10 protein-coding genes and 1 pseudogene are annotated in these 14,777 nt (G+C 51.9%); 1 reads left to right on the top strand and 10 read right to left on the bottom strand.

All coding sequences use genetic code 11. From position 1 onward, the window contains the following. Positions 1-236 precede the first annotated feature (236 nt). From AB4Z33_RS28150 to AB4Z33_RS28130, 5 genes are all read right to left on the bottom strand, one after another. The gene (locus tag AB4Z33_RS28150) at positions 237-3,770 is read right to left on the bottom strand and encodes a GH36 C-terminal domain-containing protein (RefSeq protein ID WP_442053079.1); all 3,534 of its coding nucleotides are present in this window, start codon (positions 3,768-3,770) and stop codon (positions 237-239) included. A 110-nt stretch (positions 3,771-3,880) separates the two neighbouring features. Further along, positions 3,881-5,497 (bottom strand): extracellular solute-binding protein, encoded by a 1,617-nt coding sequence (locus AB4Z33_RS28145; protein WP_442053078.1) that lies wholly within the window; start codon positions 5,495-5,497, stop codon positions 3,881-3,883. 83 nt (positions 5,498-5,580) lie between these two features. Beyond that, a complete protein-coding gene (locus tag AB4Z33_RS28140) occupies positions 5,581-6,453 on the bottom strand; it encodes a carbohydrate ABC transporter permease (protein WP_442053077.1) in 873 nt (290 codons plus the stop codon). Between the two features lie 51 nt (positions 6,454-6,504). After that, positions 6,505-7,425, bottom strand: coding sequence for an ABC transporter permease (locus tag AB4Z33_RS28135; RefSeq protein WP_442053076.1), 921 nt, complete (start codon positions 7,423-7,425; stop codon positions 6,505-6,507). Between the two features lie 31 nt (positions 7,426-7,456). Further along, complete coding sequence (locus AB4Z33_RS28130) at positions 7,457-8,464, bottom strand: glycoside hydrolase family 130 protein (RefSeq protein ID WP_442053075.1); 1,008 nt, start codon at positions 8,462-8,464, stop codon at positions 7,457-7,459. Between the two features lie 133 nt (positions 8,465-8,597). On the opposite strand from AB4Z33_RS28130, the gene AB4Z33_RS28125 reads away from it, so the two are divergent. Next, complete coding sequence (locus AB4Z33_RS28125; RefSeq protein WP_442053074.1) at positions 8,598-9,473, top strand: helix-turn-helix domain-containing protein; 876 nt, start codon at positions 8,598-8,600, stop codon at positions 9,471-9,473. A 60-nt stretch (positions 9,474-9,533) separates the two neighbouring features. Here the strand turns inward: AB4Z33_RS28125 and AB4Z33_RS28120 are convergent, their stop codons facing one another. From AB4Z33_RS28120 to AB4Z33_RS28100, 5 genes and pseudogenes are all read right to left on the bottom strand, one after another. Then, positions 9,534-10,718: a stalk domain-containing protein gene (locus AB4Z33_RS28120; protein ID WP_442053073.1), complete on the bottom strand. Its 1,185-nt coding sequence runs from the start codon at positions 10,716-10,718 to the stop codon at positions 9,534-9,536. A 138-nt stretch (positions 10,719-10,856) separates the two neighbouring features. Continuing rightward, positions 10,857-11,192, bottom strand: coding sequence for a hypothetical protein (locus AB4Z33_RS28115; protein WP_442053072.1), 336 nt, complete (start codon positions 11,190-11,192; stop codon positions 10,857-10,859). A 184-nt stretch (positions 11,193-11,376) separates the two neighbouring features. Beyond that, positions 11,377-12,714 (bottom strand): DUF445 domain-containing protein, encoded by a 1,338-nt coding sequence (locus AB4Z33_RS28110; protein WP_442053071.1) that lies wholly within the window; start codon positions 12,712-12,714, stop codon positions 11,377-11,379. A 6-nt stretch (positions 12,715-12,720) separates the two neighbouring features. Further along, entirely contained in the window at positions 12,721-14,034 is a 1,314-nt protein-coding gene (locus AB4Z33_RS28105; protein ID WP_442053070.1) for a DUF445 domain-containing protein, read from the bottom strand. Between the two features lie 158 nt (positions 14,035-14,192). Beyond that, positions 14,193-14,777, bottom strand: a pseudogene (locus tag AB4Z33_RS28100) (peptidoglycan-binding domain-containing protein); the annotation flags it as partial.

The following is a 14,777-nucleotide window of genomic DNA, read 5'->3' as shown; positions in this document are numbered from 1 at the left end:
CTAATTGATCGCTAAGCGTTCATAGTGTCCATAAAAAAAAGACGCCTAGCCGGAAGCCCTAACCCCGAGATTGGATGCGGGAGACTTTCCATGCTTGATCAGCACATTTTGCATCATTCCTGCGGTGTCAGGAGAAGTAGGATAAGGCGTAGTTTCGGTTCTGTGCCGTCCTTTGACGGCCTCGGCTAACGTCAAAGACGGGGAGGCATCCGCCTCCCCGTCCCCAAGTCTTCTGCTTAATCCGTTTTCGTAAGCATGAATGCATCGTGAGCAAGCGTATAGGAATTGCTTCCCGGATCTTTGCCGGTGATTTGGAAGCGGAACGTCTTGCTGCCTGCCGAGCTGAAGGTCGCCGTTCCAAGCCCGACGGTCTCGTAACCTTGCGGGTTGCCGTAGTGGTCGACAGKGAAGCCTATGGCAGCTCCGTCAATATACAACTGCGCCGTCCCGCGATCGGGATGCTTTTTGATTCTCGCGCTTATCGCGTACGTTCCCGCTCCCGGCACGGGCACCGTGTACTCGATCCACTGGCCGACGCCGCCAAAGCCGCTATAGCTTAACGTACCGCCGCTCGCCGCCGAATCGGACCCTGTCGTCACCGTTGCCCCTGCCGATAGGTTGGTAGCCAAGCTTTCGCTCTCGAAGGTTAACGGCTTCTTCGTTAAGGCGATGTAATCTGTCGCTAACGTGTAGGAACTGCTGCTTGCGTTCTTGCCCGTAGACTGGAAGCGGAACGCCTTCGTGCCCGCGGAGCTGAACGTTACGTCTCCGAGGTCAACCGATACATAACCTTGCGCGCTTTGATATTGGTCAACCGCCGCTCCTTGAGCGACCCCGTCAATGTAAAGCTGTGCGATTCCGCGATCCGGATGCTTCTTCACTTGCACCTTCACGTTATACGTACCAGCCGCCGGAACATTCAGCGCGTATTGCACCCAGCCGCCGACACTGACCGGATTGGCATAGTTTAAAGCCCCGCCGCTTGCGGACGTATCGGAACCGTCCGTATTCGTTCCTCCCGAAGACACTGTCGTCGTTGCGCTCTCCGCCTCGTACTTCACCGGTTCGTAAATTTGCGGCGGCAGTTGCAAATCCGGTGAACGGTAGGTCAGCCTAATCGTGTCCGTGGCAAGCGTGTATTGCGCGCTGGCCGGATTTTTGCCCGTAAGCTGGAAGCGGAACGTTTTGTTCCCCGCCGATGTAAAAGCGTAATTGCCTAGATTCACTTCGACGTAGCCCGGAGTGCTCGCATATTGATCGATCGGCGCTCCTACCGCCACGCCATCGATATACAGCTGCGCGATCCCCCGATCCGGATGCTTCTTCACTCTTACCTTCACGTTATACGTACCGGAGCTAGGCACATTAACCGTATAGTCGGCATATCCGCCAACCGCGTTGCCGTTCGCATAGCTGAGCGATCCTCCGCTTGCCGCAGCGTCGCTGCCATTCGAGGAAGTACCGCCGCTGGACATCGTCAGCGTCAAACTCTCCGCCTCGTGCTTGAAGCCGGATTCCACCGTTGCGCTGCCGCTCCCGCCAGCGCCGATCACGACATCGGCAATAATCGTTTTGTTCGCCGTACGATCATATACAACCGCTTTGCCGGTCTTGTTCGCTGGACCAGTCGCATTAATCGTAAGGCTGGAGGTTCCAGCAGTCGCAGTAAACGAAGTTATATTCTCGTCGGCGTACAGCACTTGCATGTCGGTGCCGTTGTCCTCTTGAATCCAGAACGCCTTGCCTCTGGACGTATTTTCCTTGAAGTTGACGGTCAGACCAGGCGACTTCAGTTCGGCACCCGTAAATCTGCCTTTGTACTTATAGCCGATAGCGCCGCTGTCATTCATCGTGACGTCTTCGACCAAATAAGTCTTGTTGTCATCGAGCCATCGAAGGTCAAGCGTGAACTCGTCCGGCGCCGCAGCCTCGTTGCCTGCCGTTGCGACGATAAGCGCTTTGCTCATGTCGTCCGGTGCATACATCCAGGCGTATGGCCCTGCCGTATCATAATTCGGTCCGGCATACAACGGACGTATAATCCCGTCGGTGAGCGCCTTGATACGCGGATTTTTCCGCCAATCGTTGAACTTCTTCAGCGTACTGATGCCAGCCGCGCTCCACGAGCTCGGATCCTTCGCGAACTTAATAACGCGGGCGGGCATGTACGAATAATAATCCTCCACTTTACCCGTCGTAAGGCCGCCGTAGTAAACCGAGTTAAGCGGCAAATAGCCGAAGCTATTCGTTTGAATCAACATACTCTTATCGACGTTGCCCTTCGAAGAGACGAAGCCGTTGTCGCCGATATGAAGCAGACCGATGTTGCGGTCTCCCTGCGTCGGATAAATATCGACCTCGCTCGTCAGCTTCGTCAGGAAGTCGGGATGGCGCGAGACGATATCGTTGTTGTAATCGCGGACGAGCACGTTTTTGCGATACACGCTGTCGCTCGGATGCGACGTCGACGTAGCCGCCGTATTCGGCCAGAACTCGGTCAGGTCGATCATTTGATGAGACAGATGGTAGTTCGGAATCATGAAATCTTCCACTTGGCTGCGCTTGAATTCGATATTGGCCGGGTCGGCCAAATCACGACCGGCATTATGATTGTCTCCGGTCATGCTGAACCAGATGCCGAAGCGCATGCCTGCCGCAACAATCGTGTCCGTGAGCGCCGCGAGATTCGTCGTGAAGGAGCTCGCCGCCGTCGTGGTGTCTCTCGTCGTATTCCAGAAATCGTCGACCATGACCATGTCCATGCCGGCTTGGGTCGCCTTCGGAATAACGGTGTTGCGATAATACGCTTCATTGCGGTTGCCTAGCCATTCCCAGTCGTTCGTCGTGAAGACGGACGTCGTATGATGGTATTTGAATCTTTTGCGGAAATGCTCCTCGACCGCCATCTTGCCGTCCATAATATCGCCCTTGAACGCGGTCATATTGACGGAAATGTATTCGAACTTCTCGTTCGGGAACAACACAAGCTGCAGAGAGCCGGGGTTCGTCGACACCTTGACGCCGGATATGCCGCTCCAGGCATTAATGCCGGCGAAGGGGAGGTTGTCCGTCGCGCCTTGCGTCTTCCAGTTCATCTCCGGCTGCAGCGTCCAGCCATCGCCGGTATTGTATCGCGTAATCGCGTTTTTGCCTGCGTTCAGCGGCAGCGCGCCCGTCGTGCTGCTCCACGTCATGTTCGGAACGTAATGCAGCGTATGGGCATCGTTCGGGAAGTTAAGCGCGATAACATCCGAAGCGGTGATCGTCTTATTGGACGTGCTGTTGTTCTTGATGAAATTGGAATATTTAAGTCCCGCCCTATCGTTATACATTTCAAATCGGAGCGTTATCGTTACATTTTGAGGTGAAGTTCTCGTAATCGGAATTTCCAGCCTCTTGCCCCATGTCGTGCTGAACAAGGAGATGTTGCTAATCGTATCCGCACCTAAAGTCCAGCCGCCGTCATTGGCGTATAAGTCGCTTCCGCCGTAATTGTAGTAAAACAAATAGTTGCTGCCGCTTCCCGTTAAATATTCCTTGCCGGCTTCTTTGTTGTAGAAGCTGGTCATCTGAATGCTGCCGCCGGCAAAGGAAAGCACGACTCGAAGAACGTCGCTCTCCAGCGTCCAAGTATTGCCGCTTTTCGTGATCGTTGAGCCGGCTGCTTCTGCCGTCTGTACCGATCCATTCGGGACAAACGGAATACTCGACATGCTTAACACGACTGCGAGAATCAAACAGAACAAACTGCGGATACCGATCTTTAGCACAATTGCAACCCCTTTCGTTAGTTGAAAAAATAAACCCGCAAACCGCAGCGCAATAACGTTCCCTCTGATAAGAGTGCTATGCTTTGCTGCGACTTGCGGGTTTGAAGCCATTACTTGCCTAATGAATTCATGAAGGCTACATATTCAGCTTCCGCGTCCGCTGTAGCCGGATACCATTCCTTCTCCAGGAACTCCTTGAACTTCTCTTCATTGATTGCGCCGGTAATATATTTGATTTCGTTATCGTCCTTCTTCTTCACGAGATCCGGAATCGTGCTGTTCAAGCTTGCGATCTTCGGCGCTCTCACGGCTGGTACGTTAACGATGGTCATTTGGCCGAGTGCCGCATCGAGCTGCGTTTTGTACAGATTAATGCGTTCTGGCGTCGTTGCGTTGACGATCGATGCGCCTTCGCCGTTAATCGCATTTGCCGGGGTCATGTAGCTGCTCGTAAGCGTCGACAACAATGTCGTCTGCTCGTCGGTACGCGAGATCGCTTTCGTAGCTGGATCGTAGCTGTCGTAAGTTACGCCCTTAACGCCAAGCTGGAACAATGCGTTCGCTTCGGCCGTATTTCCCCAGTCCAGGAAGGCAAGAACGTCATCTACGTTTTTGGAGCCTTTCGGAATCATCCAGCCTCCCCACATTGCAGGCGTTACCCAGTCCGCGGCAACACCGTTAGCATCCTTCAATACGCCATGGTACGTATACTTTTTGTCGGACTCAGGATCTTTGCTAATGTTGCCGAGAACTGTGCTTTGATGCGCATAGATGATGCCAACACGGTTCTGGTTCAGCTTCTCTTGGTCGACGTAAATTTTGTTGATCAGGAATTCAGGATCGATCAGCTTCTCGTCGTTAAGCTTCTTCAAGTACGTCAGGTACGGGATGTACCCGGACATCTTTTCTCTGATTTTGTAAGTGCCGTCTACGTCCTTCACCCCGTCCACAACCGGAAGGGAGAACGCTGCAGCCAGGAAGTTCGAAGCGTTCCAGATCGTATTGCGGCCAAGGTCCGGTCCGGAGAAGCTTAGGCAATAGCTGTCCTTCTGACCGTTGCCGTCCGGATCTTGCTCCGTGAACGCCTTACACACATTCGTCAGCTCATCAAGTGTCGTCGGAGCTTCCAGGCTTACTTTATCCAGCCATTGCTGATTAATCATGTAGCCCCAGTGGTTGACGGCATTCGTTCTCGGAATAATGTACGTCTTGCCGTCATTAACCGACTTGACCGCGTTCCACATGTCCGGCGTAATGTTTTTCATCAGATTCGGATAGTTCGCAATCTTGTCGTCTAGCGGTTCTAGCAAGCCGTTCTCCGCCCACTTCTCCATGTTCGCGTCGGCGCCGTTGCCTGCCGTTCCCCAGTTGTAGATGACGTCGGGAAGATCGCCGGACGCCATAAGCACTTGCAGCTTGTCGACGTAGTTGTTAATCGGCGGCGCTTCGATCTCCAGCTTCACATTCGCGATTTTCTCCACTTCGGCAATGACCGGATTGTCCTTGAGGACGATCTCCGCGTTGACCCTGTTGAACATTTTGATCGTTACCGGCTCCTTGACCGCCGGCTCCTCGCTTGCCTTATTCGTCGATTTCGGCGCGTTCGTGCTGCCGCTGCCTTCATTGGAATTGCCGCCGTTGTTGCTCGAGCTGCAGGCTGCCAGCGCCATTGCCAGAATCAACAAGGAAATGAATGTTTTGGCGATGCGGTGTTTTTTGATAACCATGTCCTTCTCCCCTTTGATCATCGAATTATATTAAACCGCGGCTAACCGCAGATTTAACCGATAGAACCGGCTAATCGATTTCCTTAACCTTTGATAGAGCCTACTAGAATACCCTTCATGAAGTACTTCTGCATGAACGGATAGACCATGATAATCGGCAGCGTTGAGAAAATAATGATCGCCATCTTGATCGTAAACTCGGTTACGCCTGACGTTCCCGTATCCATCAAGTCCTTGGCTACCCCTCCGCTGTCGACGACCATATCCCTGACGATGAGCATGAGCGGCCACAGGTCTCTTTTGGACGTATAGATGATCGCATTGAAGAACGTATTCCATTGCGTTACCGCGTGGAAAATAACGAACGTAGCAATCGCGGGCTTCGACAACGGCACGATAATTCGGAATAGGATCTTCAGCTCGTTCGCCCCGTCGATGGATGCCGACTCTTCGAGGCTCGGCGGAATGCTGCCGATAAAGTTTTTCATCAACAGCAGGTTGTAAGCCCCCAGCGCATTCGGCAATACAAGACTCCATAACGTGTTGTACAGATCAAGCGACTTAATTAAATAGAAGTTAGGAATAAGCCCGCCGTTGAAAAACATGGTGAATGTAATAAGTACGAGCGCGAAACTTCTGCCCTTCAAGTCCCGCTTCGAAAGCGGGTACGCCGTGATGATCATGAGGAAAATGTTGATGCATACCCCGAGCACCGTAATAATGATGGTGTTCCGGTACCCGGTCCATAGCTGATCCATCTTGAAAATTTGCGTATACGCGCTGAACTCCAGCTTATTAGGTATCAACTTAAGCGGATTCGCCAAATATTCGTTGTAAGGCGTAACCGAGAAAGCAGCTACGTAAAAGAACGGAAAGAGGCAAGCAAGCGCGAACAACGTTAGGCACGCATAGTTGATGATGTCGAACAGCTTATCCCCTCTGGATCTGATACTCATAAGAAACGACCTCCTGTCGATATGCCGCTGCGCTGGCAAGACGTGTCCGCATCACCATATCCCGTCTTCCTTCATCAGCTTCGCAATCCGATTGCTTGCCAGCAGGAAAATGAGGCCGATCACGGAGGTGAACAACCCTACCGTAGCGCCGAAGGAGAATCGTCCGCCGAGTATGCCTACCCGGTAGGCGTACGTTTCGAACACTTCGGAGACACCGAGATTCATCGGATTCTGAAGCACGAATATTTGCTCGAAGCCGTTGTTCATGATGTGGCCAAGTCGCAAGATTAGCAAAATAACAATCGTCGACTTGATGCTCGGAATGGTCACGTACCATAGTCTTTGCAGTCGGCTTGCGCCGTCGATGCTTGCAGCCTCGTACAATTCCGAATTGATGGAGGCGATTGCCGCCAAGTAAATGATGCTTTCCCAGCCGGAGTCCTTCCATATGCTGCTAAGCACCACGAGAGGCCGGAAGTAATCGTTGTCGGCGAGGAAGAAGATCGGCTCAATGCCGAGCTGCTTCAGGAACAGATTCAGCACCCCCCATGAAGGGGACAGGAAGTTGATCAGGATACCGCCGATAATGACCCAAGAGATGAAATGCGGAAGGTAAATAATCGTCTGTGTTATTTTCTGATAGGTGCGGTTGCGCATTTCATTCAAGAAGAGCGCGAGAATAATCGGAAACGGGAAGCCGATGACCAGCTTCAAGAAGCTTAAATACAGCGAGTTCCAGAATACCGTGTAAAAGTCGCTCAGCCCGAACATGTAGCGGAAGTTCTCGAAGCCGATCCACGGACTGTTCCAAATGCCCTTGGCGAAGTTGAAATCTTTGAAGGCGATGATGACTCCGTACATCGGCACGTAATTGAATACTAGAAAATAGACAATGCCGGGGAGCAACAGAAGGTACAAATATTTTTTCTTGTTCAAATAACGAAATGATTTTTTCATGCTTGTCGCAAACATGGTGCACACCTCCATCCTTTAAGCGAAATGACTATTTCAGGACCAGGCTGAGCAGATCGTCCACATGCGCGCTAGCCAAGCATTCGTAGGTGTCGCCTGCTCCGTAGTAGATCTTCACCTCGCCTGAATCTTCGAGGATCATGCCCCCCGGGAATACAACATGGTTGCGGAATCCGCCGTCCTTCTCATAGGAAGCGTCGGGGGCCAGCAGTGGTTCTTCATATAAGCCGATGATCCGCTTCGGATTCTCAAGATCGAGCAGCATAAGCCCCGCCGAATACCGTTTCTTCCATGTATCTTCCCAGCCGTTCTTGCCGCGGGACGGATCGATATCGACCGCATGGAACGTCGTTAGCCAGCCCTTCTTCGTCTTGATCGGCGGAGCAGCCGGTCCCAGCTTCGCATTGGCGAACGGTACGCGTTCGACGGGCAGCAGCAGCTCCGAATTGCCCCAGTCTTTCAAATCCGCCGAATCGGATATCCAAATGTCGAACCGTTCCTTGCCCTCACGGCTGTAGATCGTGAACGGTCTCTCCAAGCGCACATAACGACCGCCTATTTGCTCAGGGAACAGCACCATATTCCGATTATCTGGAGCGCTCATGCTCAGTACCTCGAAATGCTCGAAATCATCGGTTACCGCGATTCCGCCGCGAATGCCATGCAGCGTATCGACGGCAAAGCACATGTAACAGCGTCCGTCGATGACCGTTAACCTCGGATCGTAAGTACGAATGACCTCTTCATCCCTTAGATCGAAGATCGGATCAGGTCTTACTTCCCATTCGATTCCGTCGCGGCTGAACGCGAGGCCGAGGTTCGTCGTTCCAAAGTGGGAAAGCGTCTGCCTGTCCGGTTGACCGTAATCATTGCGGAACACCATCACGTATTGGCCTTGGAACTTAGTTACGCCAGCGTTGAATACGAGCGCGGGATTGTAAGGAACATCCTCTCTCGTAAGAATGGGATTGTTCGGGTGACGCAGCATGACCGGGCTTGAGGCCAGGTCGCCGATCAAGCCGATTGGCGGTAGTGACATGTAAAATCCTCCTTGCAATTCTGCAAAATATGTAGCGCTTACAAACACAGTTTATGGTATAATTTGTCCGTGAATGGTGCAAAAATTATTGTCAACACACTAGTTTTTCATGTATTTTTTGGGAGGGTTCGTTTTGACGATTTTTCCGATGAACAAAGACTTATCCGATTACGAAATGATTGCGGCGGACTTTCCCTTCTATGTATCTATCAATGAGGTGCGCCATTCCTTCCCTGCCCATCGGCACGACTTCCTGGAGTGCTCGCTCGTTATCGAAGGGGAAGGACATGAGACAATTAACGGAATTAGACATCCTATGAGGCGGGGAACGTTCACCTTCTTGCTTCCTTATCAGGTTCATGACATCGTGACCTATTCCCAGACGCCGATCCGCCTGTTCAACTGCATGTTCGCGATGGAGCTGCTCGTATCCACGGTCAAATCCGGCTCATCTTACCTGCAATCGCTGCTCACCGAAAATCAACAGCCCTTCATCCATTTGGACAATGACGAGTTAATCCAGTTCGAAAAGCTGCTTCTGAATTTGTATAACGAATACAATCAAAGCCATCCTTTCCGTAACGAGCTGCTCTCCTTGAGGCTCCACGAAATATTAATGATGTTTCAGCGGATTCGGGTGTCGAAGCAAAGCACGGAATCGCAAGAGAGGGCTTATCTCGCCGGCAACGGCTCGATCTGGCCGGTTATCGAATATATCCACTATCACTACCGCGATGATCTCTCGCTCTCCGGCTTAGCGGAGTTGTTCCGCATCCCTCCAACGAGGCTTAGCGTAGAAATCAAGAAGCATGCCGGCATCAACTTCCTTCATCTGCTTCACAAAATAAGAATTCGCCACGCCTGCGGCTTGCTCAGCGCGACTGATATGAGCATTCTCGATATCGCGCTCGAGGTCGGCTTCAGCTCGTACAACGTATTCGGCCGGCTCTTCCGCGAATACAAAGGGATTACGCCGACCGAGTATCGTCAGTCTAGGCTTAATGCGTAACATAAAAAAAGCTCGTCTGCTAATTAGCCAGACGAGCTTTGTTGAATATGGAGTATGATGCTAGTTGGATAGCTGATGAACGGACCATACGACGCCGGCGGAGTCATTGCCACCGATATTAATCGGTAGGGTCAGACCAACATTATTGTAAGACAACGCGATCTGATCACCCTCGTTCAAGATGACGTCCCCCTCCAATGTAACGGTGCTTTGACCTAGAACGGTTCTTAACGTAAGTACCAAAGCCACATTAACATTGAGAATGGGCAAGTATCCTGTAATGAGCGACGCCTCCGTAGATAGATTATCTACCGAAAAGGTCGGATTATCGTTTGGTCCRAGACTTATAGTCGCAGCAGCAGACAATGCATAATTGATAGTCGCTTTGATAGAATACTTCCCTGTAGCAGGCACCGTATATACGCCGGTTGCCGCGTCAAAGTTATTGCCCTCGAAATAAGGATCGCTCGCAGACCAACCTACTAATTGCGTTGAGGAACTAGTAGACTGTTTATCTAGGAAAGCCGAAAATCCTTCTTCTGCAAAGTTTACTCCATCCGCACCAGCCGGTCCTTGAATCCCTTGCTCACCTTGTTCCCCTTGCGGACCTGTCGCGCCTGCTGGACCTATTGGACCCGCCGGGCCTGTTGGACCCGCTTGGCCTGCTGGACCTGCTGGACCTGCTGGACCTGCCGAGCCTGCTTCTCCTGCTGGGCCTCTAGAGCCTGCTGGACCTTGTAGACCTTGCGGACCTTGCGCACCTGCTGCTCCCGTCTCGCCGATCCCTCCTGCCGCAACGTTCATCGAAAGTTGAATCTCTTGCAACGTATCATTCCATTTGACCGTTGCTCCGAATATTTCCGCGACGAAGCGAAGCGGAACCATCAACTGCTTGTCGATTGTTTGTAACGGCTGGCTAAGCGTAGTTTCCGTCGTTATCGAACCGAATACGACAGTTGCTTTAACCGCATTTTCTACGAACTTTACGATTGTATTGCCTTTTTTGACGACCAAGGATTTTGTTCCGGCATCCCATACGTAGGTGGCACCTACTGCGGTAGCGATGTCCTGGATCGGCACGATCATCGTTCCTTTTTTATTAATCGACTGCACATCGCTCTTCACGACTTGTCCATCCAAGTTCAACTTAATGCCTTCTGCTTGAGCAACCGGTGTAACGAAGAGCAGTGCCGCCAGAAAAGCAAGACACATCACTTTCAATCCTTTGAAACGAAATTTCCTCACTACTTTCCCTCCCAAATAACAAATAGATTAATATGTATAATTATAGTAACTTTTGTCGATTTGTACAAAGTTAATTCAAAGAATTCAAAAAAAATGGCTGCCCCCGGTCAGTATTTGACCTTAAGGACAGCCCTTGCATTACTTTCTTCGAATTTTCTTCATCGTCAGCTCCTGCTGAGTGAACCTATGCGCCGCAACAAGTCGGCCGGCTCTGTTCTTGCCCCAGACGGTTACCAGCACGTCAGCGCTGCTCACTGAAACTTCAATTTCGTATTGAACATACGTGTTTGTGATAAACCTCTCAAAGTCCGATTGCCATGGCGTTAACGTGAACGATTTGGAGTCCACCAGCTTTTTATGACCGGTATTCAAGCTGTACACTTTGATGCGCACTTTTGCGTTATTCGTTTTGCAGTTGTTAAGCGCCTTGACGTAAACCTGATTGGAGATGCCTATCGGACCTCCTTCTATCACGTTTTCAACAGGACCGGTAGTAAATTTGTAAAAGACAGTCATTGCCGACCACAACCTTTCGCTAGAATATAGTATTCTATGAAAATCGCGGCTGGCGGCTTGGACAATTGATTCAGAATGATTTGCTCCCATGCTTTTTCGTAAAAAAAGGGCATAGGTTTGGGCAGCTCCAACACATAGCTTCTTAAGCCAACCAATCCAGAATCGGACGGTATATGCCATGCAGGAAAATGAATAGTCCTGCGCCAACTAAAGAGCCGATGAGCGCGCCGTTCAGCCGAATACGCTGGAGGTCGGTGTCGACCTTGCTCTCGATGAACACCACGAGCTTCTCCTCGGTGTAATCCTCCAGCGTTCTTCTTACAATAATACCGACTAAGGCATGTTGCGTCTCGATCAGCTTTCCTATGAACTGTTGAACATATCCTTCCAACCAGTCCTTCGACGATTGGCTGCTCTTGAACCAGTCCCAATAACTTTGGATGAACTCGCCTACCCATTGCTTAATATCTTCGTGATTAACAGATCGTTTCTCCGTCACAATGTATTTCAATTCTCCTTCATCCGTCAGCATTTGCTTGAACGAACCAAGCAATGACTGAATGGATGGGAGCAGCGATATTTTATCCAGCACATCGTTCTTCCAATTGTTCACCGTACCGGACAGCTCATGGCTGTGCTGAAGGTCATCAGCAAGCTTGTGCACCATATCCGATACGAGAACGCGCAGCTCATGCTCGGGATTACGAAGCTGCTCGATGAAAGCGAGCATGTCACGGTACATCGCTTCGGCAGCATCGTCAATATTTAGCGAGTCGGTCGATTCGGCGACGATTACAGCCATTCGCTTGAACCATTTGGACACGGTGCCGCCCGTATTTTCGAACTTATCCTTTTCCTTCATCATCATATCTCGGATGACTTGCTTCGTCTCCTCTACGGCGATCCGCTGGGCCGCGAAATCAATGATTCCGCCAATCCAGCTTTGGAAGTCGCCTTTCGCAAGCACCCACTTCAGCGCCGTACCGGCATAAGGAGATACGTTCGCCTGACGCAGTCCTTTGCGCGCCTGCTCATCGAGCATAACCGATACGCCTTCCAGATCAATCTTGGACAATAGCGTAGCAATAATAGCCCAGCCTTGTTTCGATACGAAACCGTCAGGCCTCCTGTCCACCCAGCCGACCAATGCCTCGACGATATGGAACTGCTTTACCTTTGCCTTAAGCGATTCTTTGCTCAGCAATTGCTCTTCCACCATGGTGACGACGCTGTCAACCAGCTTATCACGGTTCCTTGGTATGATCGCCGTATGCGGAAATTTCTTAATGCCGAATGGATGCCGGAACAGAACGGTTACCGCGAACAGATCAGCCAGCGCCCCAACGAGACCTGCTTCGAACGTATATAACAGCATGCGAGCCCACCATGCTTCAGGATAAGCAACGACGCAGCATAACGCTCCAATGAACAGCACGGACAGCACAACGAGACTGCCATTTGCCCACTTCCTCATAGTCATTGTATCCTACCCCCCAAGTGATGATGTGATCCATTCAACGATATAAGTCAATAAATAGAGAACCGCTCCTATAAAAGCGCCAACTAACGTACCGTTAATTCGGATATATTGCAAATCCCGTCCTGCATGCTGCTTGACCTGCTTAATGAGCTCTTCTTCCGAATAGGTGCTGAGCTTATCCTGAACGAGCTTGCCGATATAATCATGTTTCTGTTCGATGAAGGCGTAGAGCCACGTTTTAATCGTGCCATCGATCCGATCAAGCAGCTCCGGCTTATTCTCCATTTGATCGACAGCTAGCCGCACCTTGCTCGTAATCCATGGGAAAGCTCCGCTCTCTCCAGAAGCGCCAGAAGCTGCGGCCTGCCTGAACGACTCGAGATTTTCCGAGATATAGGCATCCACATGGATATGACCCTTCAAGTTATTCACAAGCTTCATCTTGCTCGCTTCAATACGCGCCCGAAGCTGATCATCTGTACGCAGACGGACAACATATTGCTCAATCATCTCTTTCAGTTGGATCCGATGCGGATTATGAGCATCCGACATTTCCTGCAAATACCCCGTCAACCAGCTTTGCAGCTTAGCACTTATGGCTGGCGCGCTCAGACCTGCAGCCGAATTCACCCACTTGCGGCGAGACAAGCCGTTCTCATACGATTGTAAGGCGGAATCAATCAATCGCTCGGCAATCATACGGAACGAATGGGATTTAACCAGCTTGATCAGCTCCGCCGCAAGAAATTCCACGATTCGGTCGTCATAACGATTACGAAGCGTCCATTCCCCTACGTCTGCTATAATCTCCGACACCTGAATGGCATCGGCATGATCGAGTAGATAGTTCTGAACGACGCTCGCTAAATCCTTCAGATCGGCTTTGGACATGACGTCGCCCGCCAGCCTTTGGAGGATGTCGTTAACAGCCTTCTCGCCGTTATGCTCCGTCAAGTAATTCAGCAATACGGCGCCGATATTATGCTCATCGAGTCTCGCTCGAATGTTCGGAATGGACAACAGCTCGGTCTGCACCATACCGACGAGCTCATTAATGAGCCGCTCCCGATTCCTTGAAATAATGTTCGTTCCCATCCACGTCGGCCACTTCACGCGAAGAGGCTGCCCGAATAGCGCAGTAACCGCGAACCAGTCCGCCAAGCCGCCGATCGCCGCCGCGCTGCAAATCGCGAAGACGATACCGCCAACAAACGTATGTTGAAAAGGAAAAGCGGCCAGCATGCCGACAAAAGCGCCAATAAGCAGCGTGCCCGCCCATTTGCTGACGCTCAACTTTCTCACCTGAGCTTCCGATTTCATGCAAGCTTCACTCCAGAAGTTAGTTTGAAATAATTTCATTGTAATACTTTACGGAAGTCATTGCCATTGGTCGCGGATGTGAGCCAACATTCGGACATAAATAAAGGCCGTCCCGCGCGAACTTTCATTCGGCGGAACAGCCACTGTTCTAATAACGATTATCTCGCGCCTGGAGCAGGAGCGTTCTCTTGCACTCGGTTCGGCGCAATGTTGTTGCCATTGCCGCCTTGGCTGCCTTGACCCGCGCCGGATCCAGTGCCATTGCCTCCGCCATTGCCAGTTCCGCCATGTGGACGGTTGTTCTCAGGACGCCCGTTTGGCATTGGTCTGTTCTCGCCGCCAGGGGCAGGACGGTTGTTCTCGATGCCTTGACTGCCACCGCCGCCTACACCGCCTTTGCCGCCACCAGCTCCGCCGCCTGCACCGCCTCCAGCTCCGCCGCCTGCGCCACCACCTGCGCCGCCGCCTGTACCGCCTCCAGCTCCGCCGCCTGCACCGCCTCCAGCTCCGCCGCCTGCGCCACCACCTGCGCCGCCGCCTGCGCCACCACCAGCTCCGCCGCCTACGCCACCACCAGCTCCGCCGCCTGCGCCGCCTCCAGCTCCGCCGCCTGCGCCACCACCAGCTCCGCCGCCTGCGCCACCACCAGCTCCGCCGCCTGCGCCGCCTCCAGCTCCGCCGCCTGCGCCACCACCAGCTCCGCCGCCTGCGCCGCCTCCAGCTCCGCCGCCTGCGCCACCACC

The organism is Paenibacillus sp. 2TAB19, assembly GCF_052115185.1.
Lineage (GTDB): Bacteria > Bacillota > Bacilli > Paenibacillales > Paenibacillaceae > Pristimantibacillus.
The sequence above is the reverse complement of the archived record's forward strand: the minus strand, read 5'-3'. Positions and strand labels throughout refer to the sequence as shown.

What these genes read in the sequence shown, in the direction of transcription:
- AB4Z33_RS28145 (WP_442053078.1), bottom strand. Translation starts at nt 5,497, where the DNA reads ATGGTTATCAAAAAACACCGCATCGCCAAAACATTCATTTCCTTGTTG.
- AB4Z33_RS28140 (WP_442053077.1), bottom strand. Translation starts at nt 6,453, where the DNA reads ATGAGTATCAGATCCAGAGGGGATAAGCTGTTCGACATCATCAACTAT.
- AB4Z33_RS28135 (WP_442053076.1), bottom strand. Translation starts at nt 7,425, where the DNA reads ATGTTTGCGACAAGCATGAAAAAATCATTTCGTTATTTGAACAAGAAA.
- AB4Z33_RS28130 (WP_442053075.1), bottom strand. Translation starts at nt 8,464, where the DNA reads ATGTCACTACCGCCAATCGGCTTGATCGGCGACCTGGCCTCAAGCCCG.
- AB4Z33_RS28110 (WP_442053071.1), bottom strand. Translation starts at nt 12,714, where the DNA reads ATGACTATGAGGAAGTGGGCAAATGGCAGTCTCGTTGTGCTGTCCGTG.
- AB4Z33_RS28105 (WP_442053070.1), bottom strand. Translation starts at nt 14,034, where the DNA reads ATGAAATCGGAAGCTCAGGTGAGAAAGTTGAGCGTCAGCAAATGGGCG.